Below are 23,824 nucleotides of genomic sequence, written 5' to 3'. Positions count from 1 at the left end.
TCCTAGATATTGGTGTTAAGAAAAACTGTGTATGCGGCACTGTTAGCTGCTATAGGATTTGCGTACAATGAAATAGCATCTGTTCTAGACACAACATTACCAGGAGTGACAGTCGTCCAACTAACTGAACCTGGACCTACAACATAGGGACTTCCATTAGAAACAAAGATTGGCTGCGCTCCTATATCAGTTGGTCGTATCGAAAATATGACGGTTCCCCCTGTAGCGGCAGTTATGTTTAACGTGACTCTCGAGATTATGTTACCAGCGGCAGGTACCACTGCATTGTTGATAACATCAAAACAGATTTCAAAGATGTAAGTTCCAATTTGAATATTATTAGAGTTTAGTGAAGCTGTAAAAGCAACAACAGATCCTGAACCTGCAGTGACATAAGGTATCGCTTGAGACAATGCTCCTGGAGAACCCGCTAAACGTTGAAATCCATTGTTTGCACCTGTAAAGGTTATAGGTTTTGTTGATGTAGTAGCGACTGGACCGGTAGAACCTGTCGCCCCGGTTGGGCCAGTCGGTCCTGTTGGACCCGTCGGACCGGTTGGACCGGTTGGACCTTGAGCACCGGTTGGACCGGTAGCCCCTTGTTGGCCGATCGGACCTTGTGCGCCTTGAGGGCCGGTTGGACCTGTTGGGCCCGTTGGACCGAGGTCTCCTGTCGGGCCTCTGTCTCCTGTTGGCCCTTGTGCACCTTGTGGACCTGTCGGGCCAATATCCCCTGTCGGACCTCTATCGCCAGTCGGACCTTGTGGACCCAAAGGACCCGTCGGACCTGGATCTCCTGTCGGACCCCTATCACCTGTCGGACCTTGTGGACCCAAAGGACCCGTCGGACCAAGAGCTCCTGTTGGGCCTTGCTGTCCGATGGGGCCGGTTGGACCCGTTTCTCCTGTTGGGCCGGTTAGCCCTGTCGGACCAATGGCACCTGTTGGACCAGTTACACCGGTTGGTCCTTGTGGACCGAGTGCTCCTGTTGCCCCTTGCGGTCCTATTGCACCTGTCGGACCTTGTGCACCGGTCGCTCCTTGTGGACCTGTCGGACCTGAAAGACCTTGAGGACCAGTCGGTCCAGTCTCTCCTGCACCAGTTGGACCGGTCGGACCGGTCGGACCCGTGTCTCCAGTTGGACCAGGGGGCCCGCCTGAAGGACCGGTCGGACCTGTTGGACCAGTCGGTCCTCCTGCGGGACCGGTTGGACCGGTTGGACCGGTTGCGCCTTCAGCTCCGTTTACACCAGCAGGTCCTGTCGGGCCAGTGATACCAATTCCTGGTGATCCTGTAGGTCCGGTCGGACCAAGTGCACCGGTCGCCCCCTGGGGACCAGTGGCTCCTTGTGGACCCAATTCTCCTGTTGGGCCAGTGGGTCCTGCAATTCCTTGAGGTCCGGTCGGACCTTGTTGCCCTTGAGGGCCGATCAAACCTTGCTCACCTTGCGGCCCCTGCTGTCCGGTTGGCCCTTGCACACCTATCGGACCGGTAGGACCGAGAGGTCCTGTCGGGCCAGGATCTCCTGTCGGGCCTAAATCTCCTGTTGGCCCCTGTAATCCTACAGGTCCTGTCGGACCAGGATCTCCTGTCGGGCCTAAATCTCCTGTTGGTCCTTGTAAACCTACTGGCCCTGTCGGACCAGGATCTCCTGTCGGACCTAAATCTCCTGTTGGTCCTTGTAGACCTTGAGGTCCGATTAAACCTTGAGGTCCTGTTGGTCCTGTTAATCCGATCGGACCTGTAGCTCCTTGTTCACCTATAGGACCGGTAGCACCAATCGGCCCTTGTGGACCTTGAATTCCAGGAGGTCCTGTTGGACCTGTAGGACCAGTAGGCCCTGTGGGTCCGCCTGCTGGACCTGTAGGACCTGTCGGACCCGTCAAACCTTGTATAATCGTAGGACAACAACATGAATCTTCAGCAATATTTTCCTGCATCTCTTTGATCTGATTAGAGATTGCGCTTGGAATAAGCGGATCCCAAAAGAGACCAGTAAATCGATAGAATGTCTTGGTACTAATATCTAAAAATAAACTTCCTACCTCGGCTTTAATAGGTCTATCTTTTAATCTTCCTTCTTGAATGAGAGGAGTTCCTCCACCATTGAGAATATAAGGCTTCGAATCAATTTGCGATTGTAAGAATTCTGTTAAATGACTCTCACCTTTATTAGTGCCTCTATCTTTTCGTTTCTTAGAAGTCATAAAGAACCCTCCCATTAAACCATGCTCAAATTACCTGTCATAATAAGATATTAACCTCAACTTATATTATGATTAAAATAGATCAAACTGACTTAACATAGGTGTCCAAATGAATATAGAAGTGACATATAATATTTTTTATCTCAATAAAAAGACCAACCTCATAAATAAGGTTAGTCGTAGATGTTATTCTGTTGTTCTCTAAGGTTTTACAATCTTATTTTCTCTTATGTATATATCATGTATTGAAGCCAAACTCTCTAATGTTTTATGACTCAATCGATCTTCATCATAAGCACAAATTGAGATAACACTCATGGTTTTTAGTAATTGATCAATTCTTCTTTCATAAGTGATCAAATCTTTGTTCGATAAGTCTTTACCCCATTCAACATGACCCCAAGTCACAATACGTTCACCCTTTTCTACATGAGGACGTACTTTATCTTGAAAATGGTTATAAATGGAATCAGGATTAAAACTTTCTTGTTCATAGTAAAAATCAAACGTATTCTCTCGCTTTAGATTTAAGAGCTTTTGATCAGATACTGATTTTTTTAACTTTTTTAAAATCTTAGGGTAAATCCTGTCGTTTTCGACGAGAAGTACCTGTGTACCTTTATTTAATTCCTCGCTCAAATAATCTGCAGCCATGTGAACATAATGATCAACTTGGTTAAAAACAATAAGGATATGAGCGTTTTCAGATTCAAAGTGATTGATTTCATCTGTTAAGTTCAACTTCTTATCTTTCAAAAAACATTCCTCCCGTTATGAAATTTATCTAAAGTTAGAAGAAAATTTTTAATCATTAATCTTGGAGATACTCTGATTTCCCCTTATTATACCTCTAACATAAACCATTAGATTCTAAAGCATTATTGCGCTTTAATGCATTGAATGTTCCTAATAATAACATAATCAATTAGAACTCCGCTTAATTAACAAACCATTTTAAAACTCTCTGGATAAAACTATAAAGCTGTATAGCGTGAATTAAGAGCATTTGATAATACTTTTTCTCACCGCTCATGCCAGGTTAAAGCACTTTAATCTATTAATATAAAAAAATCCCCAGGAGCAGTACCCTGGGGTTGGTGTTTGTCGTTCAATTAATTTGTGTCATATCGATTCGTAAATTCGTATTAGTTTAATTTTAATTAATCCTATAGGTGAGAATACACTATTCAACTATATCCATTAAAATTGCGTTCCACAACCTCCAATGTCTGTTTGTGGAGTAACTGCAGAAGTAAAGGTTGTACTGAATGAATCTCCTGCTGTATTAGTGGCCAAAATGTTCCAAGTAGCCGTGTTGCCTGATTGTGTGTATCCTATGAATACATCAAATAGACCTTGCAACGTCGAATTACCAGAGGCAACTGCCTCTCCCTCAAGTGTGGCTCCTGTTTCACCTATACACGATATACGAATTCTTCTTCCTTGTATAAGGTTAAACGTGAAGCTGCCACCTGAAAATGTAATGCTAAAGTTATCTACTGCAGGATTACATCCTGGTGCTGCAATATAACATTGAACCGCAGAGACATTGATGGTACCTGACACAGTAGAAGGTACTCCCCCGTTCACAATATTGGCTGTGGCTGGTGCGCCTGTTCCAGCAACGCCTAATTGGAACTTACAAGGACATACTTCTTCTTCTGGGCAACTAAAATTAATATCAATAGAATCAGCCGTTGTTTGCCCTCCTACAGTAGCAGAAGCGGTCACGATTGTTGATGTCGGTGCGGTACCTACAGGAACGGTCACATTCGTTGTAAACGTTCCATTTGCTAAAGTAATCGTCGGTGGAATGGTTGCTACCCCTACAGGGAATTGTGTAAATGTGATTGGTATTCCTGCTTGCGGTACTCCTCCGCAGGTAAGCGTACCAGAAATGGTTCCAGTACAATTAATCTCTGGCGCAGCAGTAAGCGTCAAGGTACAGTTACTTGGACAGGAACCTGTTACGGTAACGGAAGCATTCAACACTTGTGCACCAATCGTAGCGGTTGCGGTTATGACCGCTGACTCAATATCGACAGTACCAGCTGCTATATTAACACCCGTACCTACGTCTCCCTGTGAATCAGAAATGTCTGTGGCAGGATTCAACGTAAAATCTGGGTTGCTACTACTAAAGATAACCGTAACTCCTTCAATTGGCTTACCTCCACAAGTTACAACTCCAAATACACTTCCTGTACAGTTAAAAGGTGTTCCAGAGGAGAAAAGTTCCAATGTACATAGTGCTGAAGGACACATTACCATCGACGTATCCGTTGTGGAAATCGTTCTACCGTTTACTACAGTAGAAGCTGAAATTACAACGTCTGTTTCAGGCGTACCCACTGGAACATCTACTTCAACACTAAAGTTACCAAACGAGTCGGTAACGACTAGCCGATCCATCTACTGCACAACAAGGCATTGATACAGCGAGTTCGAATTTAGATGTGATTCTTGAAACGATCAACGAACTAAATCCCCATGTAAAAGTGTATGTTATGGGCTATTACAATCCTTTTTCTTATTACCCAGATGAAGTTCAAAATTTCCTTGTTCCTCTTTCAGATTCTTTAAATCATGAGATCGAAACTAGAGCTATTGAAAACGGTGATCGATACGTCACGACAGCTCAAGCCATTGATTCTAAATTTGAGAAGTATATGCCTAATCCTGAGGATAACCATTTAAATGTAAAAGGATATGAGGCGATTGCTAAAGAGTTTTGGAAGATAATAAAGAAAGATGATTAAGAAAAGACTCGTCTATGACGAGTCTTTTCAAAGTTATTCATCGAAACCAAGATTTAGAGGTTCTTCCGGTAAGTTTTCAGAACCCATCATATTCGTTGAAGGTTCGGATTCATCTACTTCTTCAAACTTAAACCCATCTGCCCATACTTTCCCTTGTCCCGCTAGCAGCACTCCAAAATGCATCGAAGCACTTTCCGCAGGAACATCTAGTACCACTTTATAATAGTTCCAATCGGAAGTTCCCGTAATCGAGCGGTTATCCATATTATCAAATTGAACAACATCACCTGATTGATTATCGATACGAAACCAAGCACCACATTTTGTAACTTCTTCTGTTTTTAAATAACAAGACATCTTCATTCTTTTTCCTCTGAATCGGTCGGCCGCAACACTCTGCATCATCGTACCAAATTGACCTTCATCCATATCCCCTGTCGCATATAGCAGGCCTGATTTAGTCCCCGTATGGAAAACTTTATCATCCGTTTCCATGCGATAATCACCAGGATGCGAACCGCTTAACATCCATCCTTTTACTGTCGTTGTTTGGCTCATTTCATTTTCCTCCATCCCACTAATAGTTCTCATCAGTTTTCGATACTTTCCAGGTGGCATGTTGTACAGTTCTTTAAATGAACGTGTAAACGCTTCTTGTGATTGAAACTGTAATGAAAATGCGATGTGTATAATGGACTCATCCGAATAGAGAAGGTACATCGCCGCTATCGCTAACCGACGCTTCCGAATATAATCACTGATCGTTTGACCCGTTTCTTTTTTAAAAATCCGCGATAGATGAAATTTTGAATAACCCACCTCATTGGCATAATGTTCGAGGAACCAGTCATCTTGCAAATGTTCCTCAATGTAACGAATGGTCTCCTTCGTGACTTCACTGTACATCTTGCTCACCTCACTATTATCATAATAGAAGGAGAAACTGAATTTTTGATATTATTTGCTAACCTAACTATATTTTCCATCAATTAAATGGCAAAGCCAAATTAATTAGTTCTCTAATCGATAATAAAAAATGCACTTCCTCTTGTTGGGGAAATGCATCCATTTCATGTTTATTTATGTTTAATATACCTCTTGATTATTAGAGGTGAATTTCATCCTCAATTTTAATGCAACCATGCTACTGGATATTCCAGTTAACAGAAACAGCCAAGTAAACCATACCAGTCCCACAGTCGGAGATCTAAACGTTAACGAACTAGCCACAAATAATGTAAGACCGAGTATCATGAAAAACAAGCTCAGTTTGTTTGTGTGATTTCTTAAAAGCCATGTAGCAAGTACTACAAGGATATACAGTAAACTGATTGTCATGAGTATTGGAAATAGAGGTTTAAATTTTGCGGCGTAAATGAAATGATCAAATCCTGATATCTCAGAGACGTTTGTTACCGTTCCGTGCTGCCATTTTGAAAAAATAGCCGAGTACTTCCATTCCCACCATGTATCTCTTAATTCACTTCCTTCATACCATGCTGAAAACGTTGAAAAAAGAAACACAATAACTGCGAAAACTAATTGAATAACATATGACATAAGTAGATTTCCTCTCGCTTGATAATGCACCTTATTTTACCATGAGAAACCATTCGTTGCTTACTACTATTTGACTAAATTTTACTCTAAGGCAAATTAATTCTTGAAAGACAGTAAATTTCTCACCATAAACATACATTATATGGTAATTTAGTAACATATACCATAAACAGAGGTGCAACCACTTATGAAAAAGTACATGGGGTTATTTGCAATAATCATTTTTATAGTGAGTTTGATTCCAACTTGGCTTGGAAAGTACATTGGATTCTTTGCAGCTTTTTATGCATGGTTTGCACTTTGGGGCTATATTGTTGCCTGGATCTTAACACTTTTCTCTAGTAAAGGGAAATGGAAAACGGCTAGTATTTTGACGCTAACCTTATCTGGATTAATCGTGATAATCACTGTTTTTTTCTTAATCGTAACTTGGAATAAACCCTAACCTAACGAGTTACAATAGACCAAATTATTAGTCTGGTCTTTTAAATTACACGATTTGCTCCGCTAACTCTAGAATAATCCCCTCTGGACCACGAACATAGCAAAGTCTGTAGCTGTCTTCATATTGCTCAATCTCACTAAAAGTCTCTATGCCTTTCTCTTTCAAAATGGCAACAATAGCCTCAAGATCCTTAACTGCAAAGCAGATATGTCGAATGCCTAGCGTATTTGGAGAGTGTAGTTGTGGGTGAGATTCATCTGCAGGCGTATAATATTTGACGAGCTCTAACCAAGTGTGACCGTCAGGCATTCCTAGTCCTACACAACTCGTTTTAACATTTTTTAGTCCAACGATCCTGTCCAACTGGTCTCCCTCAAGTTCCCATTCTGCTTTTACTTCAAGACCTATATTAAGGAAAAAAGCTTTCGCTTCTAAAAGATTGTTTACATTTATACTCACATGATCGATTCTACTAACCTTCATAATTCATTCCTCCGATGTTCATTCTGGCTAATAAGATATATTCGATTGTACTACTCTTAAACCTTCCTTTTTGAAGCTTTTTACACTCAATGCTCCCCATCCTATTCTAAAATACTTATCTAGTTAAATAGATACGCACAAAAACTACTAAAAATAGGTCATGTTAATAGACTTCTGTAGTAAGACCTTATCATTTTTTCTCGATGTCCCCGAAACTCGTATACATTTTTCCTTTTCTGCATTATATTGGAACACATTAAGAGGAGGAGAGTTTTTATGAAAAAGTTTATCAGTCTATTTTCTGTGCTTGTTTTTTCACTCGTGCTCGTTGTTCCATCATTTGCGTCGGCAGCCCAAAAGTTGATTCAACCGATCAACAACGCTTATATCACGGCCGGGTACTTGAATACTAACTATCAGAAGAAATTTGGTTTCAAACATTATGGATGGGACTTAACATCCTCTAACAGCAGCAGAGCGGTTTGGGCGAGTGGAACGGGTAAAGTCTTAGCAACAGGCTACGATAACGTTTTAGGAAACACCGTCATTGTGAAATATCCTGCATCTTACATCCATTCAACGAAAGCAACGAAAGATCTTGTGTTCCGTTATAATCACTTAGCTTCAATTGCTGTATCTAAAGGGCAGAGTGTTACAAAAGATACACGATTAGGGAACTATGGTAATACAGGATTGTATTCAACTGGGCCACACCTTCACTTTGAAATTGATACAGATACGACTTATTATCAATATTCTCCAACGTTAGGATCAAGTTCTAATATTATAAAAGCAGGTACAGCTAGCACGGTGTTATCTCCTAGAAATGTTCTATATACCAAAGTTTCTAGTCCAGATAACCAAAGCATTTACATCATTGGAGATGGCTATCAATCTTCCTCTGAAGATGACCTTCCTTTTAAAAACTAATAGCAAAAGAGGCAAAGCAACTATCGCTTTGTCTCTTTTTATTGTTCACTTCATTTATCCCAACTGTCGTTTGAACTTTTTACTAGCAAAGAAGTAAGCAACCACCATAATTCCGATACACCAAGTAAGCGCAATCCAAATATCATTTCCAACTGGTCCCTCATACAATAGAGCACGAATCGCGTTCACAATAGATGTTACGGGTTGGTTTTCAGCAAAGATCCGCACGACCTTAGGCATCGTTTCTGTTGGTACGAATGCTGAACTGATAAAGGGTAAGAAAACGAGCGGGTACGAATAAGCTGTTGCTCCTTCCATTGAGCTTGCTGTTAAACCCGGAATAACGGCGAGCCATGTTAGCGCTAGCGTAAATAGTCCAAGTATTCCGGCTACAGACAGCCAATCTAGAAGTCCTGCGTTAGAACGAAAACCCATCAGCAAGGCGACAAGGATTACAATCAAAATCGTAAGGGCATTAGAAACCAGTGATGTTAAAACATGTGCCCACAATACGGACGATCTTTTGATTGGCATGGTAATGAAACGTGCCATTAATCCGCTCTTCACATCTGTAAACAGCCGAACAGAGGTATAAGCCACACCTGATGCGATCGCCATCAGCAAGATGCCTGGTAATAAGTAATTCACATAGTTGTCTGTCCCTGCCTCAATCGCTCCACCAAATACATAAACAAACAATAGCATCATCATAATCGGGGTAATAGCCACCGTGATAATCGTATCCGGACTTCGCATAATATTACGCATTAATCGACCTAATAAAGTTCCTGTTATACTTTTCATTTACACACTCTCCTTTTTACCGATGATGTTGAGGAAAATATCCTCTAGTGATGGCTGCTTCTCAACATACTCCACTTTCGCTTTCGGGAACATCTTTTTTAGTTCTTGCAGCGTACCGGTCTTGATGATTTTCCCACCATGTAATATCGCGATACGATCTGCGAGCTGCTCGGCTTCTTCCAAGTATTGTGTGGTCAGTAATATCGTCGTTCCACCATTGGCAAGTTCTTCTACAGTATTCCAAACTTCAATACGTGCTTCAGGATCAAGTCCTGTTGTTGGTTCGTCAAGAAAAATAACGTCCGGTGTTCCAATCAGACTCATGGCAATATCAAGCCTTCGTTTCATACCCCCAGAATATTGGTCACTCCGTTTGTTCGCAGCTTCCGTTAAGCTGAATCTTGCAAGTAAATGATCTGCGACTTCACCTGGATTGTTAACACCTCTTAATTTAGCAATCATCATAAGGTTTTCACGCCCAGTAAGCATTCCGTCTAAGGCTGCAAACTGTCCTGTTAAACTAATGCTCTGACGAACTCCATCGGTTTGACGATCGACATCATATCCACAGATTATCGCTTCCCCTTCATCCGCTTTCATCAATGTGGAAAGAATGTTGACGATCGTCGTCTTCCCCGCTCCATTTGATCCTAACAAAGCGAAGATTTCTCCCCTATTCACCTCTAAATCTACTCCTTTTAAAACTTCCTTATCTTTGAAAGACTTTTTTAAGCCTTTTATAGAAATCGCTGTTACATTCATGTTTTTCCTCCTAATAAATTATGATTTCACTATTCAGTAACACTGATAATAAGTGTTACTTAGTACCGAGCAAAAAAATAACTGAATAGTTCACAGTACATTCTATTCAGCCATAAATGTTACTCTTTTCCTAATTCTTTCTGAATACTTTGGTTAAGATCTTCACGATATTTAGCAAAATAGGTTTTGGCGTTTGCTACAAGTTCATCTGCGAACGATGCCACGTCTTCCCCTGTAATGTCTAGCACTGGTCTCCCTTGCGCTGCTCCTGCTTCAAACAGATCAATCAACTCATACTGGATGTGTAGCATATCCATTCCGTTTCCAGATGAAAAGTTCCACATATACGTTTGAATCTTTTTAAATACAAACTGATAATCCTCTGGAAGAGCTTCAACACGCGCCATCATCATTTTGTATTCTTTCTTATCACCGATCATCTTTTTAATCCATTCCAACATATTTCTTTCCTCCTTTTTATTCCTTTCATTCATCATACTACCGAAACACTTTATGAGTTTATTGTGATTTCAATACATTAATCTTTGAAGATACGAAATCCCATTTTCGCCAGAATGACTCTAGTTCCTGTCTGCCAGCTTCATTCAGCGTGTAAAACTTTCGAGGCGGCCCCATATCTGACGGCTTCTTAACGATGTCTACTAATTTCTTCTTTTCCAATCGGACGAGGATCGTGTATACCGTACCCTCCACCACTTCTGTAAATCCTAGATCGTTTAAGCGGCGTGTAATTTCATAGCCATAGGTCTCATGACGGCTGATAATTTCCAACACGCAGCCTTCAAGTGAACCTTTAAGCATTTCTGTTAAATTTTCGATGTCAAAAGCCTCCTTTATTTCATCTGACCTATAATAAGTATGACTTAGTACCGTTGTAAAAAAATTTGAAATCACTATTACTATTTAGTATTACTTATTACCTCTACATTGTATGACTGAGTACCGAAAATGTCAACTGTTTTCCAAAAATAATTCTTACTTGCTATAAAAGACTCGTCTCAGACGAGTCTTCGAATGATGATGAACACAAGAGAAATTGAAAGTAGGAATATTCTTTCTACCTCTCCTAAACCAAATCAATCTTTACTTCTTTACAAACTGATTATTAGCAAACTCAAAACCTATCGTGAAATCATCTTTCAAAATGAGCATCGCACTGAACTTTTTCTTTTCTTTTGCTTTTGGCTTAAAGCCCTTTACAAGACTTGTTTTTCCTTTTGTGCACAGATCTTTCACTTGTTTTTCTGTGATCGTTTTACCAAGTAATTTCCCTGGAAAAGTTTGTTTGCAACCATTAGCATGTTCGGAGCATCTATAATAGGAACGACTTACGCTGATTTTTCCTTTTTTACATCTAGGACAAGTAGCAATCGGTTTCTGACTTACATTCTTCACTCCATCAATACTCTGCTGGATAGGTGCTGCATTCAATTGACCAGGTACTTCTTCGATCAATTTATTAAGAAACTTTGCGATACTTCCCAAAAAAGCTTGAGGTGTTCCATTTCCGTTACCGATTTTCTTTAAATAGGTTTCCCATTTAGCGGTCATGGATGGACTGGAAAGCAGATTGCCTTCTATAGACTGACATAGAATTTTTCCTTTTTCAGTAATATGGACAATGTTCTTTTTCACTTCAATGTATTGGTGTTTTTTAATGGTTTCAATGATTCCGCTTCGTGTTGCTTCTGTACCTAAGCCTTCTACTTCTTTCAATATTTCCATTTCTTCTTCATTCTCGACTGACTTACCACACGTTTTCATCATCGAGATGAGTTGACCTTCTGTATAAGGTTTTGGAGGGGTAGTCATCCCTTCCTTCATTTTGACAATACTTTTCACTTCCTCCCCTTTTTCAAGTTTGGGAAGAGCTTGTGGTGCGTTTTCATCTTTCTTAGCATTTGTATTTTCTTTTTCTTTAGATCCGTAGTTAAATAGTTCTTTCCACCCTTTGCTGATCTCTGTTTTTCCTACAGAATCGAAGTCTAAACCGTTCACGCTCGTTGTTACTTTTGTCTCTTCGTATACATAGTCGTGATGAAACATGGCAAGCGTCGTGTTTAACACTTCAAAGTAAATGTTCTTTTCTTCAATGGATAACCCTTGAATCTTGGCACGTGTTGGAATCTGTTTTGTTGGAATAATCGCATAGTGCTCCTGTACCTTGGATCCGTCTACATATCTTTTACTAGGTCGTTTAGATGCTGCAGCAAAACGATTCTCTATGAGACCTTGATAGGTCTCAAGGTTCGCCGATAGATACGCAAACTCATTCTCTGTAATGTATTGAGTGTCTGTCCTTGGATACGATAAGATTTTTTTATCGTACAATTTTTGAACCGTATCCAAGACCTTCTTCGGGCTGTATTTCCATCTTCTGTTCGCTGTTGCCTGCAATGTTGAGAGGGCATGCAACTTTGGAGATTTTATTCGCATTTCCTTTTTTGAAACAGCTTTAATAATACCCGTATCTTTGCCGGTAATCTTGTGCTTTTCTAGCAGCTGTTGGACTTCTTCTTGTTTTTCACTTTTAATTTTCGCTTTGCCTCTATACTTTCCGTTTGCGGCCGTAAAGTTCCCTTCAATCTCATAAAAAGGTTTCGGCACAAAATTCTCAATCTCGAGGTGCCTCTGGTAGATCAAGTACGTTGTTGGCGACTGCACCCTACCAATGCTTAAGCTATCCGTGAATCCCTTTTGCTGTAAAAGTAACGTATAAAGGCGACTTCCGTTCATGCCAACGAGCCAATCAGAAATCTGACGTGTTTTGGCTTCAGCATAAAGCAATAGATCCTTCTCATTATCATGAAGGTTAGAAAATCCTTTACGAACCTCATCGACTTCTAGAGAGTTAATCCACAGTCGTCTAATGGTTTTGCCTCTCACACCTGTCATATGGTAGATCGAATAAAAGATGTTCGAACCTTCACGATCCACATCACATCCGTTAATGACGATATCCGCTTCTTTGAATAAGCGTTTTACCGCGTTAAACTGTTCATACTTTCCCGTAGCTACCTTGAATTCATATCGTTCAGGTAAGATTGGTAGAGAAGACAAACGCCACGTTCCCCATTCAGACTTATATTCTTTAGGTTGCTTCAGCTCAACCAAATGACCAATTCCCCATGTAATTGTCGCGCCACTTGGAAAGATGCTGCATGGATTTAATTCAATAAACGTTTTATCTTTTTTCTTTACCGTAAAGGCGTCTGCATACGCCTTCGCTTGTGATGGTTTTTCTGCTAAAATAACGATTTTACTCATAGGGCTTCACCTTTTTACTGAAAATTTTACTTGCAGAAAAAGAAAATAAGGGAAGCGATACACCACCCTTACTCTCGTTTCATATTTTGCGAGCTTTCTATGTACACATTTATTCGTTCAATCCATGGATGAACATTCGGGTACTGAATGGTCAAGGAATCTCTTAGCCATTCTCTACTTACATCATCCAACGTTGGCAAGACATTCTCTAAATCTAGTTGATCTTTTTCCCTAATCAACGAACTTCCACCCTTATAAAGAAGCTGAATTTCTGGTTTTATGTATGGGACTCCCTCAGAAGTTTTCAAGTCAATATCCGTTAGCTCTCTTCTTATTGTACCATTTCGTTTATAAATCCAATAATCATCCTTATAATCTATAATCATCACTTGAAAAGCCCATGTGGATTCTTCCTTTTTCTTGAACCATAAATTATCAAATTGGGAATCTAGCTTTTCGTTCATGTTCCAAGGTATTAACTTTCCTTTAAATGCTTTGTATCCTTCCCAGTCAGCGGACAGATACTTCTGTAGAAGTAGGTGTTCGGATCTCAGAATTAGGACATCAATATCATCATGTTCTCGTGTAATTCTATTTAGATGCAAATCCAACGCCCATCCACCAGCAATCCACCAGTGTAGTGACATCTGATCAAAAATACATTGTATCTCTTTCACAGAAAGTGGTTTCCAGATTTCTTTGATCTCGCTCATTTTCACCTCAAGATTTTTAAGGATTTTTATAAACCGATTTAATTCTAGTATATAACCATAGTAACAAAACTGTAATTAGCGCACTTTCGCAAGCTTTTACGATTAATACAAAAATGATGCGACCAAGGTCTTCAAGTTCATCAAAGCCAAAGTATTGGAGTTCGAATCCAAAAATAACTTCATTTAATATCATTAAAATCATCACAATTGGAAATAAACGTCCAAAATTTCCTTTAACATACTTTGACATTCTTAACTCTATGATATTCCCCCCCATTCTGTATATCAATGGAACTTCTTCTTATTAGAAGATATATGGCATCCCAAAATACAAACCTTTTCGACCGTTTCGTTGTTCCTAGCCCAGGTGATTAGTGATTCTACCAGAACTCTTCCAACGCCGTGTTCGATATTGGGGTAAGACGGTCATTGCAAAAGAACCTTGATGCGCAATTTTTTCCTTGTTTCCATTTCTAAAATCAATGGCACCCACAAGCTCGTTTTCATATTCAGCCACTAGTTTTATATAATTCTGGTTTGTGGAGTAATGTTCTAGTTCACTTTGCATATCTTCAAGACTTAACTTCTTGAGATCTTCAGCAGTACTTAACATGTAAGGAGCATCGACCAATGCTTTTGATGCAGCCATTAACATCACTTCCGCATCTTTTACAGAAGCCTCCCTTACTGTTACGGTTTTTCCGCTTTTGGTTTTATAAACGTTACCATGAGTTGATAACATACGAACGCTCCCTTTTAAATGCAATGTTAGATTTAATTTACGACTACAATTTCCCCTTCATCACTAGGGACTTCAAAACCATTAATGTAAGAGTTCAAAAGCTCATCTGAAATCGGGAAAGAATTCGCATCAAAGCGCTGGTTACGTAATTTTAATCGCTTCCGTAACTCATCCGGATGAACTTTTAAATAGACAAGCTTCCATTTACCGCCAGACTCCTCAATAAGCATCTTATATTTGTTTCTTCTTAATCGATCCCAGAAACTGAAGTCAATAACTACTTGTTGTTTATCGTGAATTAACTGAATTAATCGTTTGCGTAATTTACTTTCTGCGTCTTTTCTGTATTCCTCGAACTTATCCATTGGGAAGTCAATTCCCCATCGACCATTGGTAGACCAAATTTCCTCGTCAATTGAAAGACGTACAAATCCATTTTTCTCTAACCGTTGTGAGAAGGTAGTTTTACCTGATCCAGCCACACCACACATCATCACCACTAAAGGAGTTTCAGTACTTTGTTCATGATAGAGTAGATCAAAGTTAAAATTTTTGAACATATAACGGTTCCCCCACATTTTTGTGTAGATATATATTCCTTATGTAATTCTTATTCTTGTTCATAATTCCTGTTTATACAGTCTAGTTTAACGTTATAATTATTTCTAATTAAAACTTTGAGACGGAATTGATTAATTAATACAAAAAGGAGAGCTATTCAACAACTCTCCTTTATAGTCTTTAATTGTCACTGAGATATTAAAATTTTCTTTTTCAATTCTAATTAGATGGATTTAATTTAAAATACCAAATGACTTTTAGGCTTTTCTTTAAAGTTATTTTGTAAAATGCTAATCAGACAAACTCCAGTATATATCCGTTTTCTCAGTACAATAAAATCCTTCTAAATTAGATAAATTAACTAGACGCTCCACTGTAACACGATCTGAACACAATAATGAAAAGTGACTGTCCCAATGCGTAGTTATCAAAATATGATTATCATGAGTAAAAAGATTTTTTCCTCTTTCAAGCATATCGTTATCGTCTATCAAATCATCGATATATTCCAATTTACGTTCTGTACAAAATTCATCCCCGAACCAAATCCAGTCGTGTCCCAATTTTTTTATAGAGTGGAGCAAAGTATTCATAATGAAATCTGGAAATAATCCCTCCGTAGGTACAACAATTTTATTTTTCTGACAAGCTTCTAAGATTAACTTACCTGCCTTTTTATCTTGATATTCGCTTTTTAAGCCTAGAATATTTGTCCTAAGTCCAGTATCAAGTTGTTTTATACTTTTTAATCCTGCTAAAAACATAAATCTTTCCCAGTTAACCATTTCGCAATTATCCCTAATCTCATTCTTACTTGGGTAATCTTCTGGATTAAATAACTCGTATGCAATTGATTTGGGTTTAATAAAGGGATGATAAAATATAAAAACTTCATCAAATATATCTTTGTAAAATTCTTTAATTGGCATATCTTCTTGGGCACAAACTGCATATCTATGGGGTTTAGGGAAAATACTTTTTTCATTCATTATGTTTCACCTTTCCATTTATTTTTCTTAGATTGCGTATATGCAATTCTAGTTTTACTACAATGTATACCTTCGTTTGCTCACTTTAAATGAACCTAAATTTTTCTATTAAAATGAAAATTTGTACTATCTATTATTGTAATGAATTTCACAAAGTCATGGTTGTTGCTACTAAAAAGGATCTACTTCTGATTTACTCTCCACTCATACTGAATATCTGGCAGATTTTCTTCATTCTCATGGCCTCTTCCAATAATCTTGAAACCATTCTTCTCATAAAAACGTTGTGCATTCTTGTTTACTTCAAATGTGTATAGAGTTAACTTTCCGCTGGAGTAATCCTTTGCTCGTTGAAGCAATGCATAACCTATGCCCGATTTTTGATAATCATGGTGAACATACAGTTGGTTTATTTCCGTTTGATTATATGTAATCACTCCAACAACATTTTCATCAACCATCGCTAGTTCGACGACAAACTCTTTCGTTAAAATACTATTCAGAAAGTACACATGACTTTCAAAACTATGAGACTCTTTTACACCTATTGCCTCGAGTTTACTATCACGCCACATTTTAACGGTTTGTTCAGCAAAATCAGATGAATAGGTTATGATATTAACATTTAGACTCTTCACGCTAATCTGTCCCTTCAATAAGGATTTCACTCTTCCCAATTATAAAGTTAAAAATGGATTTTAAACAGGATTAAGAGGGTTCACCTAGAGCTTAAGGGAATAAGAAGAAAGATGTTTTAAATAAGTGTTAAAGGAGAAAATGATGAAATTACTTCATTCGGTAAAAGAGTATATAGATCGTCATTACGAAACGCCAAAGGGATTGATTGGTACATATATCGTAGAAAAGATGGTCAGACAGCATAAACCTGAAACAGAGTGGACAATAGGACAATTAGAACTTGAAGAACAAGACAAAGTGTTGGAACTTGGTTGTGGTGCCGGCTATGCGATACAAATGATCACAGGAAAATATGGTGTTGGGGAAATTGTAGGATTAGATCTGTCTTCAACTGCGATTCGATCGGCTGCGGCACGAAATCAAAAAGAAATCAATAATAATAAAAGAGCTAGACTAGTCCAAGCAAATTTCAACAACCTTCCTTTTAGTGACGATACGTTCACTAAGTTGTATAGTATTCAAACCATTTATTTTTGGAGTGAAGTCGATACCATCATTTCAGAAATTTATAGAGTACTTCGGCCTGGTGGATTGGTAGTTATTACTTTTTCTAATGGTAAAGATAATGAAACTTGGGAAAGTGTGAAGGAAGTCTCAGGTAATCAAGTGATGCCGTTAATGATGAATATTGGATTTAAGAATGTTTCTTTAGTGAGAGGACCTGATTCTAGGGGTTTTCATACAGTCTCTATCAAAGGTACAAAGGTGTAAAACATTTTTACTTAAGATTGTTTGAATTGAAACTTATACCAGACGTCAAAATGACAGATTGGCATCTGGTATTTTTTTTATATCTTACAGTTAAAAATAGGTCTTCTAAGCAATACAGCTATTGGTTTCATTTTCATAATTAATAAATGGGTAGCAAGTGCGATTAGTATCCCGTTCAATGCTCCAGCCACTACATCAAATGGATAATGAACACCTACCCAAACCCTTGAAAACGTGATCAAGATAGCAAACATAAACCATACGTACCTATACCTTAACGTAACCAACATTAAAGTGACGGCAATTGAGATTGCAGATGATGCATGATCACTAGGAAAAGAAGAGTTAGCCGTATGCTCTACCAATTGGACGATGTCATGTGAGATAAACGGCCTCTCTCTATACATGAACAATTCAATCAGTCGATTTACTGAGTAAGATAATGAAAATGCAACCAACACTTGAAATACGATTATCCTGTCACTCTTTTTATTTCTCCACCACAGCATGATCAATAATAAAACAAATGCATACTGAACGTATTCCGCAAAGAAAATCATGAAATTGTCAATTAGCGGATAGCTTGAAACGATTTTGTTAATGAACATAAACCACTTATAATCTGTTTCTAGAATCATATTCCCTCCTATAATTAAAATCTTTCTTTTAAGAATAAGGAAAGTTGTAAGGTTTTCATATGATTCCTCTCTAACAGATTTATGGAATTTGCAGAATTTTTCTAAGCTATGATTTTAAAACAAAAAAAACAGCCATATAGGCTGCCATTCGTTTATTTCGTTTGTGAAGGTGTAGATATTAGTTGAGATATGTATCCGTTCAAATCAAAATCTTTGTTCCCTGCATACTCGCTTAGTTTCACAGTCGTCATTAGCATTTTAGTTCCTCCTAAAATGAGTTTATTGTTATTAGTATTATTACCAAACTCGTAACCTATTAAACGCATTTTAGTAAATATTTTTTAGATTTGCTTGATTGTGATATATAAGCAGCCTCATTTACTTAATAAACAACTTATTATTTGTGACCCCGCTTTTGGACGTCTAACGAGTTCCCCACTACAGTTCATGCAAATATGATTCATCTCTGTTGTGCATGTTGGGCAATACGTACATTCATGGACACAAATGTAAGCATCCGACTTTTCATGAAGCTCTACAGAACATTTTTCACATTGCATTCTCATCTCTAACATATTATTTCTATCCCCTTTTTGTTGTAATTATCTCTTACATATATTATATTTTTCCCAGAACTGTTTTAACATGGAATATTAACGCTATTTCTTATGAATTTCTTTGAAAACATCGGAAAAAGAATGAATGCTCCTAAATTTTTAAAGTCGAGGAGAAAGATATGGACGAAATTGATAAAGAGATCCTTTTACATTTGCAGCAAGATGCTCGAGTATCGATTACGGCATTAGGTAAAAAAGTTGGTCTTTCAAATCCTGCCGTTAATGAACGAGTTAAGAAGCTTGAGGATAAGCAGATTATTGAGGGTTATAAGGCAATTATTAATCCTGAAAAAATGAATAAACCGGTCATGGCTTTTATCTTATACGACAATACGAAATGCAAGCAGTTTGTTGATTTCTGTAAAGATCACCGTGATGTGATCGAATGTCACCGCCTAGCTGGACAGTATAACTATCTGATTAAAATCGTTACCCATTCCGTACAATCCTTGGAAAGTTTCATAGATGAATCCATGTCATTTGGACAACCTTCTACGTTAATCAGACTTTCATCACCCGTTTCGGATAAATCCTTAAGTTAGATAATAGGAATTGGAAAACCCAAAAAAGACTGAAACATAAGGTTACTAAACATCCCTTTGATCAGTCTTTTCTATATTTTCGTATGATGATTTTCAGTAACTTTTATTGAAAATGGCTTGTTAGGTAATTGTTCTTAATTATCACTCCGTATTTTTTGAAGAGCTATAGGGGGAGAACCTTCATAAACCCTTTGATGAACTTGAGCTGCACATTCTTCTGGAGTATATAAGGAAGTATCCACCTCTAAATCATATATACCAGGAATATGAACAAGTTTCTGCCAGAGTTCTATGGGGCTTGGTATCTTTCCTTCAGGTGTATAGCCTTTTTGCCAGGTTTCTATCCGTCGTTTCATCACAGTTTCAATTGGACAGCGCACACCAATCAACCATGCTGGTGTCCCGTTAAGAATCTGTGCAGCTTGCTGAAGAATGTTATGCTCTACAGAATAACCATCATGATGACCAACATCCACTATGACATTCAAGCCTTCACGACTGAAAGCTACAATTGATTTGTACATAGCAAGATACATTTTCTGTATGAATGGTTCCAAATCGGGCCTTTCCCCACCTGGTCTTAAACCTATGCTTGGTTGAAATTTCTCAGGTGTCATATCCATGATACGGTCCACCCCAATATTCATCCATACACCTTCAAATTCATTTTGAATCACTGAGGCAATGCTCGATTTCCCTGATCGAGGCGTACCATTTAGGATAATAATTTTCCCCTCTATTTCTGTTTGATCCATACAAAATCTCCTTTTGTCTTTGATCAAGTCATTCAAAGCCAAGGTTTGCTCCCTATTTAAAACAACGTTGTAAGAGACTGATAATTTAGTTTATCCTGCTGAAGCTTGGTTAAACTGTTATCAAGATGCTGCAGAAGTAAAGCTCGTAAGTTTTCTTCTTCTCCCTTTTCAATGTATTGGATCATTCGCTCGTGTTCAAGGATGTCTAGTTCTTCATTGTTAGAGTCTTCATTAAAGACATCATAAAGCACCATATAAATGGTGATCTGACTCAAAATTTTGTTCATAAATTCAATTAAATACCTGTTTCCACTTGCTGTTGCTAAGACTAGATGAAAAGCATTGTTTTTCTCTTGATACGGAACGATCTTTCTTTCTATAAAAGCGGTCTTCATTTCAATAAGAAGTTGTTTAAGTTGTTCAACGTCATCCGAGCCAAGATTGGAGAACCCTTTCTGAATCGACATTTCCTCAAGCGTTTTTCTCATCTCAAACGCTTGAATCATTTCTTCGATCGTTGGTTGAACGATGAATGCTCCTTTGTTTGGAATAACATTCACTAACCCTTCTGATTTCAGCTTCATGATTGCACTTCGAATTGGCGTCCTGCTCGCATTGACCTTCTCAGCAATGGCACTTTCAAATAACTGGTTACCTGGTGCAATTTGTCTATTCAAGATTGCGTTCTTTATTAAGTGATAAACTCTTTGTTCTACTGTTTCTTTACGCATTTTAAAATTACCTGCCTAACCGTTCTTTTGCCTTATTCTAACATAGATCTAAATAATTGAACAAAATTGTAGAACAATCTTGTTCGAAGGAATTCGTTATGATATATTATCCTAGGTATTCAGGTTGAACGGAGTGATAATATGAACCATACAGGAAAAGAAATTACATTAATTATTATAGGATCCCTGTTCTTTGCACTAGGGGTAAATTGGTTCGCCATCCCAAACGAATTAGGTGAGGGCGGCGTTACCGGTATTTCGATGACTCTATATTATGTATTAGGCTGGTCACCAGGTCTTACAAACTTTATTATGAACGGTTTCCTTTTAGCCATAGGTTATAAAGTCTTAAATAAACGAGTGACATGGTATACGATGGTTGCTATCTTCTTTACCTCTCTATTTATTCATTTAACAGAAGGTATGGGTAACCCTGTTGACATTATGCTTGGCACTGTTTTTGCAGGTGTATTCATCGGAATCGGGTTGGGGCTCGTGTTGCGTTCAGGCGGAACAACAGGTGGCTCGACCATCATTGCACGAATGCTGAATCAGCATTTCGGCTGGGGTGTAAGTACGACTATGTTTGTTTTTGATATTCTGGTCGTTATTGGTTCCGCATTTGTCATCGGGATCGAAAATACGATGTACACAGGAATTTCCATTTATATTAGTACAAAGATTTTGGACTACTTAATTGATGGTTTTGATACTAGAAAAGCTGTTACGATCATTTCTGAAAACACGGACGAAATTGCTAAGAAAGTAAGCGATGAGATGGATCGTGGCGTTACCATTATTAATGCAAGAGGTCATTACTCAAACGAAGCTAAAGATATTTTATACGTTGTGATCAATAAACAAGAGCTATTTCTGTTAAAGAAGATGATCCAGCGTGTTGACGAAAAAGCATTTGTTGTAGTCCACGATGTAAGAGATGTGTTTGGAGAAGGATTTACTTTTCCTAAAACTTAGGATGCACTCTTTGTAAAAGTATACAAAAAGGTCGATTCATCTCTTTGAATCGGCCTTTTGATTTTTAAAGCTCTTTTTTATAGTCCTTTATTCCCCTCTCTATATGACCCTTCAAAAGATATTATTTCATAACTCATTCGTTCACAAAATAGCAAAAACATGCACAAACAAGAAAAAAATCTTGCAAAAACCCTCATGTGTAATATATTGTTAAATATAGAATTATAATCTAATTGGAGGAGTTCAAGTATGAATCCTATTATTCCTAAAGAACCCATTATTCCAGATTTAACTAAAATTGACGTTGAGCTATTGACTGCTATTACTTTTGGAAAAGAGGTAAGAACTCAAAAATGTGATGCCCTTTTTGTATTTAGTGGCACTCACAGTGGGCATTGGGAAAAAGCTATTGAAGCTTATCATCGTAACTACATAGAAACAATTATTGTTACTGGCGGAAGAAGTTTAACAGGTATTCCCATCCCCATTGGGAAGGCAATACAGATCGCGAAGTCTCTGAGGCACAAGTTATTGTCTCTTTTTTAAAAAGTGCAGGAATACCTTCACACAATATATTTATTGAAGAAAAATCTACTAACTCTCTTGAAAATGTTATATGCGCTAAGGAAGTTTTTGACTTTATCAAGATTCAATCGTTAATGGTGGTTTGTAAAAGTCATGCTACAGGCAGACAAATAAGGACCTTAAAAAAGCATTTACCAAATCAAATTGAGTACATTCCTTTTACATTCAATACTGTTTACAAAGGAACCGAAGTGAACAGAGACAATTGGATGGAAACAGAAATAGGAAGAAAGCGTGTATGGGGAGAATATTTACGGATTAACCATTATGGAATTAAAGGAGATATTCTTCCTTTGGATGTATGTCTGATAGATTAAATCTAGTTTGATACGGAATAGTAATAAAGCTCGGTGTATTGGTGTACGCGAGCTTTATTACTTTAATTGATCCAGCTCGCTTTCAGCGGAGCGGGCAATACACACATAAGTTAAAATAGATCCGTCACTCTTAAAGAATAAGCCAACGAGAATGTAGTAACAAGCTTTGCTAATACAGCAATCATTATAAAGCGTCTTGTTTTAACACCGCTCACTCCAGCACCAACACAAATGATTTCATCTGGCAACACAGGAACGATGAACAACGAAACGATGATCCACATTTCATTCTTCTTAACAAAACGATGATATTGATCTAATTGTTTTTCATTTACTAATCGTTGCACCATCTTCATTCCAAAAGTTCGAGATAAATAAAACATCGTTAGAATCCCTAACACAGCGCCTATAAATCCTAAGATAAAAGCGGTGAAAGGGCCTAGAGTAGCACTTCCTGCTACGACAGTTACGATTTCAGGAACTGGCAAGATAATGGGTTGAGCATAACACACAGAAAAATAGATAAGCTTGGCAAGTTCCATGTTCTCGTTTAGGATCGTCTCTAACCCTTTGTTATCAAGAGTAACAATTAAGCTACTCAAACCATATGTGAGAAAAACGGCTGTCATTAATAGGCTATACACAATCGAAACCGTCTTCATTTTTCCGAAAAATGTGTCCCACTTCAAACTATAAGATGCTATTAGAAGGAAGATAACACTACACCCAATGATTAGAAAAATTGTTTTATATGATGGTTCAAATGTAGCTAACGATTGAGAAAGAACATAAATGGAAACTAACAGTATTCCTAAATGTGTTATAAAGCCATACCTATCTGGATTAACGATTTTATATAAAAACGTACTTCGTTGCATTTTTAAATTCAATGAACATCCAACCCCTTTTCTTTCTGTTACATTTATTATGTAAAACAAATCTTAAGAAAAGCTTAGGAATATTCTTAACGATTCTTAACTTTTTCCAACGAAAAAAGCTTATGAAGCATGC

Annotated in this window: 30 protein-coding genes; 8 read left to right on the top strand and 22 right to left on the bottom strand. The window is 38.1% G+C overall.

Going from position 1 to position 23,824, the window contains the following annotated elements; genetic code table 11:
• Nucleotides 1-2: 2 nt before the first annotated feature.
• From IHV11_RS06330 to IHV11_RS06320, 3 genes are all read right to left on the bottom strand, one after another.
• A complete protein-coding gene (locus IHV11_RS06330; protein WP_425589497.1) occupies nucleotides 3-2,207 on the bottom strand; it encodes a collagen-like triple helix repeat-containing protein in 2,205 nt (734 codons plus the stop codon).
• A gap of 201 nt (nucleotides 2,208-2,408) precedes the next feature.
• Entirely contained in the window at nucleotides 2,409-2,963 is a 555-nt protein-coding gene (locus tag IHV11_RS06325) for an MEDS domain-containing protein (protein WP_197194025.1), read from the bottom strand.
• 444 nt (nucleotides 2,964-3,407) lie between these two features.
• On the bottom strand, nucleotides 3,408-4,619 hold the full coding sequence (locus tag IHV11_RS06320; protein WP_197194024.1) for a hypothetical protein: 1,212 nt from the start codon (nucleotides 4,617-4,619) through the stop codon (nucleotides 3,408-3,410).
• A 17-nt stretch (nucleotides 4,620-4,636) separates the two neighbouring features.
• Between IHV11_RS06320 and IHV11_RS06315 the strand changes: the two genes are divergently transcribed.
• On the top strand, nucleotides 4,637-4,966 hold the full coding sequence (locus tag IHV11_RS06315; protein WP_197194932.1) for an SGNH/GDSL hydrolase family protein: 330 nt from the start codon (nucleotides 4,637-4,639) through the stop codon (nucleotides 4,964-4,966).
• A gap of 33 nt (nucleotides 4,967-4,999) precedes the next feature.
• On the opposite strand, the gene IHV11_RS06310 is transcribed toward IHV11_RS06315, so the two are convergent.
• Both IHV11_RS06310 and IHV11_RS06305 read right to left on the bottom strand, forming a co-directional pair.
• On the bottom strand, nucleotides 5,000-5,872 hold the full coding sequence (locus IHV11_RS06310) for a helix-turn-helix transcriptional regulator (RefSeq protein WP_197194023.1): 873 nt from the start codon (nucleotides 5,870-5,872) through the stop codon (nucleotides 5,000-5,002).
• 180 nt (nucleotides 5,873-6,052) lie between these two features.
• Entirely contained in the window at nucleotides 6,053-6,526 is a 474-nt protein-coding gene (locus tag IHV11_RS06305) for a YjdJ family protein (RefSeq protein WP_197194022.1), read from the bottom strand.
• A gap of 187 nt (nucleotides 6,527-6,713) precedes the next feature.
• Here IHV11_RS06305 and IHV11_RS06300 point away from each other — a divergent pair, with 187 nt between their 5' ends.
• Nucleotides 6,714-6,971 (top strand): hypothetical protein, encoded by a 258-nt coding sequence (locus IHV11_RS06300; protein ID WP_197194021.1) that lies wholly within the window; start codon nucleotides 6,714-6,716, stop codon nucleotides 6,969-6,971.
• 45 nt (nucleotides 6,972-7,016) lie between these two features.
• Here the strand turns inward: IHV11_RS06300 and IHV11_RS06295 are convergent, their stop codons facing one another.
• The gene (locus tag IHV11_RS06295; RefSeq protein WP_197194020.1) at nucleotides 7,017-7,454 is read right to left on the bottom strand and encodes a VOC family protein; all 438 of its coding nucleotides are present in this window, start codon (nucleotides 7,452-7,454) and stop codon (nucleotides 7,017-7,019) included.
• Between the two features lie 276 nt (nucleotides 7,455-7,730).
• Between IHV11_RS06295 and IHV11_RS06290 the strand changes: the two genes are divergently transcribed.
• Complete coding sequence (locus IHV11_RS06290; RefSeq protein WP_197194019.1) at nucleotides 7,731-8,384, top strand: M23 family metallopeptidase; 654 nt, start codon at nucleotides 7,731-7,733, stop codon at nucleotides 8,382-8,384.
• A gap of 54 nt (nucleotides 8,385-8,438) precedes the next feature.
• On the opposite strand, the gene IHV11_RS06285 is transcribed toward IHV11_RS06290, so the two are convergent.
• From IHV11_RS06285 to IHV11_RS06235, 11 genes are all read right to left on the bottom strand, one after another.
• Nucleotides 8,439-9,188 carry an ABC transporter permease gene (locus tag IHV11_RS06285; RefSeq protein WP_197191615.1) on the bottom strand — a complete coding sequence of 250 codons (750 nt, stop codon included), beginning with the start codon at nucleotides 9,186-9,188 and terminating at the stop codon, nucleotides 8,439-8,441.
• The gene (locus IHV11_RS06280; protein WP_197194018.1) at nucleotides 9,189-9,950 is read right to left on the bottom strand and encodes an ABC transporter ATP-binding protein; all 762 of its coding nucleotides are present in this window, start codon (nucleotides 9,948-9,950) and stop codon (nucleotides 9,189-9,191) included.
• Between the two features lie 119 nt (nucleotides 9,951-10,069).
• Entirely contained in the window at nucleotides 10,070-10,411 is a 342-nt protein-coding gene (locus tag IHV11_RS06275; protein WP_197191613.1) for a DUF1048 domain-containing protein, read from the bottom strand.
• A 58-nt stretch (nucleotides 10,412-10,469) separates the two neighbouring features.
• Nucleotides 10,470-10,790, bottom strand: a complete 321-nt coding sequence (locus IHV11_RS06270; RefSeq protein ID WP_137789129.1) for a PadR family transcriptional regulator — start codon at nucleotides 10,788-10,790, stop codon at nucleotides 10,470-10,472.
• A 264-nt stretch (nucleotides 10,791-11,054) separates the two neighbouring features.
• Nucleotides 11,055-13,238, bottom strand: coding sequence for a type IA DNA topoisomerase (topB, locus tag IHV11_RS06265; protein WP_197194017.1), 2,184 nt, complete (start codon nucleotides 13,236-13,238; stop codon nucleotides 11,055-11,057).
• A gap of 68 nt (nucleotides 13,239-13,306) precedes the next feature.
• Nucleotides 13,307-13,951: a nucleotidyltransferase domain-containing protein gene (locus tag IHV11_RS06260; protein WP_197194016.1), complete on the bottom strand. Its 645-nt coding sequence runs from the start codon at nucleotides 13,949-13,951 to the stop codon at nucleotides 13,307-13,309.
• A 16-nt stretch (nucleotides 13,952-13,967) separates the two neighbouring features.
• The gene (locus tag IHV11_RS06255) at nucleotides 13,968-14,240 is read right to left on the bottom strand and encodes a hypothetical protein (RefSeq protein WP_197194015.1); all 273 of its coding nucleotides are present in this window, start codon (nucleotides 14,238-14,240) and stop codon (nucleotides 13,968-13,970) included.
• Nucleotides 14,241-14,309: 69 nt separating this feature from the next.
• The gene (locus IHV11_RS06250) at nucleotides 14,310-14,693 is read right to left on the bottom strand and encodes a hypothetical protein (RefSeq protein ID WP_197194014.1); all 384 of its coding nucleotides are present in this window, start codon (nucleotides 14,691-14,693) and stop codon (nucleotides 14,310-14,312) included.
• Between the two features lie 32 nt (nucleotides 14,694-14,725).
• Nucleotides 14,726-15,253, bottom strand: a complete 528-nt coding sequence (locus tag IHV11_RS06245; RefSeq protein WP_197194013.1) for an AAA family ATPase — start codon at nucleotides 15,251-15,253, stop codon at nucleotides 14,726-14,728.
• Nucleotides 15,254-15,544: 291 nt separating this feature from the next.
• Nucleotides 15,545-16,243, bottom strand: coding sequence for a DUF2711 family protein (locus IHV11_RS06240; protein WP_197194012.1), 699 nt, complete (start codon nucleotides 16,241-16,243; stop codon nucleotides 15,545-15,547).
• A gap of 182 nt (nucleotides 16,244-16,425) precedes the next feature.
• The gene (locus IHV11_RS06235) at nucleotides 16,426-16,818 is read right to left on the bottom strand and encodes a GNAT family N-acetyltransferase (protein ID WP_197194931.1); all 393 of its coding nucleotides are present in this window, start codon (nucleotides 16,816-16,818) and stop codon (nucleotides 16,426-16,428) included.
• A 205-nt stretch (nucleotides 16,819-17,023) separates the two neighbouring features.
• Here IHV11_RS06235 and IHV11_RS06230 point away from each other — a divergent pair, with 205 nt between their 5' ends.
• Nucleotides 17,024-17,653 carry a class I SAM-dependent methyltransferase gene (locus tag IHV11_RS06230; protein ID WP_197194011.1) on the top strand — a complete coding sequence of 210 codons (630 nt, stop codon included), beginning with the start codon at nucleotides 17,024-17,026 and terminating at the stop codon, nucleotides 17,651-17,653.
• Between the two features lie 77 nt (nucleotides 17,654-17,730).
• Here IHV11_RS06230 and IHV11_RS06225 read toward each other — a convergent pair whose 3' ends face one another.
• Nucleotides 17,731-18,291, bottom strand: coding sequence for an undecaprenyl-diphosphatase (locus IHV11_RS06225; protein WP_197194010.1), 561 nt, complete (start codon nucleotides 18,289-18,291; stop codon nucleotides 17,731-17,733).
• Nucleotides 18,292-18,665: 374 nt separating this feature from the next.
• Nucleotides 18,666-18,857 carry a DUF1272 domain-containing protein gene (locus IHV11_RS06220; RefSeq protein ID WP_197194930.1) on the bottom strand — a complete coding sequence of 64 codons (192 nt, stop codon included), beginning with the start codon at nucleotides 18,855-18,857 and terminating at the stop codon, nucleotides 18,666-18,668.
• Nucleotides 18,858-19,027: 170 nt separating this feature from the next.
• Between IHV11_RS06220 and IHV11_RS06215 the strand changes: the two genes are divergently transcribed.
• Entirely contained in the window at nucleotides 19,028-19,450 is a 423-nt protein-coding gene (locus tag IHV11_RS06215; protein ID WP_197194009.1) for an Lrp/AsnC family transcriptional regulator, read from the top strand.
• Between the two features lie 134 nt (nucleotides 19,451-19,584).
• Here IHV11_RS06215 and IHV11_RS06210 read toward each other — a convergent pair whose 3' ends face one another.
• The gene (locus IHV11_RS06210; RefSeq protein ID WP_197194008.1) at nucleotides 19,585-20,205 is read right to left on the bottom strand and encodes a chloramphenicol phosphotransferase CPT family protein; all 621 of its coding nucleotides are present in this window, start codon (nucleotides 20,203-20,205) and stop codon (nucleotides 19,585-19,587) included.
• A gap of 56 nt (nucleotides 20,206-20,261) precedes the next feature.
• Nucleotides 20,262-20,936: a GntR family transcriptional regulator gene (locus tag IHV11_RS06205; RefSeq protein ID WP_197194007.1), complete on the bottom strand. Its 675-nt coding sequence runs from the start codon at nucleotides 20,934-20,936 to the stop codon at nucleotides 20,262-20,264.
• A gap of 141 nt (nucleotides 20,937-21,077) precedes the next feature.
• Here IHV11_RS06205 and IHV11_RS06200 point away from each other — a divergent pair, with 141 nt between their 5' ends.
• From IHV11_RS06200 to IHV11_RS21150, 3 genes are all read left to right on the top strand, one after another.
• Complete coding sequence (locus tag IHV11_RS06200; RefSeq protein ID WP_197191591.1) at nucleotides 21,078-21,911, top strand: YitT family protein; 834 nt, start codon at nucleotides 21,078-21,080, stop codon at nucleotides 21,909-21,911.
• A 249-nt stretch (nucleotides 21,912-22,160) separates the two neighbouring features.
• Complete coding sequence (locus tag IHV11_RS21155; protein WP_231620197.1) at nucleotides 22,161-22,457, top strand: hypothetical protein; 297 nt, start codon at nucleotides 22,161-22,163, stop codon at nucleotides 22,455-22,457.
• Nucleotides 22,442-22,813 (top strand): ElyC/SanA/YdcF family protein, encoded by a 372-nt coding sequence (locus IHV11_RS21150; protein ID WP_370568665.1) that lies wholly within the window; start codon nucleotides 22,442-22,444, stop codon nucleotides 22,811-22,813. Before IHV11_RS21155 ends, IHV11_RS21150 begins: the two co-directional genes overlap by 16 nt.
• 110 nt (nucleotides 22,814-22,923) lie before the next feature.
• On the opposite strand, the gene IHV11_RS06190 is transcribed toward IHV11_RS21150, so the two are convergent.
• The gene (locus IHV11_RS06190; RefSeq protein ID WP_197194006.1) at nucleotides 22,924-23,703 is read right to left on the bottom strand and encodes a TVP38/TMEM64 family protein; all 780 of its coding nucleotides are present in this window, start codon (nucleotides 23,701-23,703) and stop codon (nucleotides 22,924-22,926) included.
• Nucleotides 23,704-23,824 lie beyond the last annotated feature (121 nt).

This window comes from Fictibacillus sp. 26RED30 (genome assembly GCF_015903845.1).
Classification (GTDB): Bacteria; Bacillota; Bacilli; order Bacillales; family Fictibacillaceae; genus Fictibacillus; species Fictibacillus phosphorivorans.
Note: the sequence above shows the minus strand (reverse complement) of the source record. Positions and strands in the feature narration are given on the sequence as shown.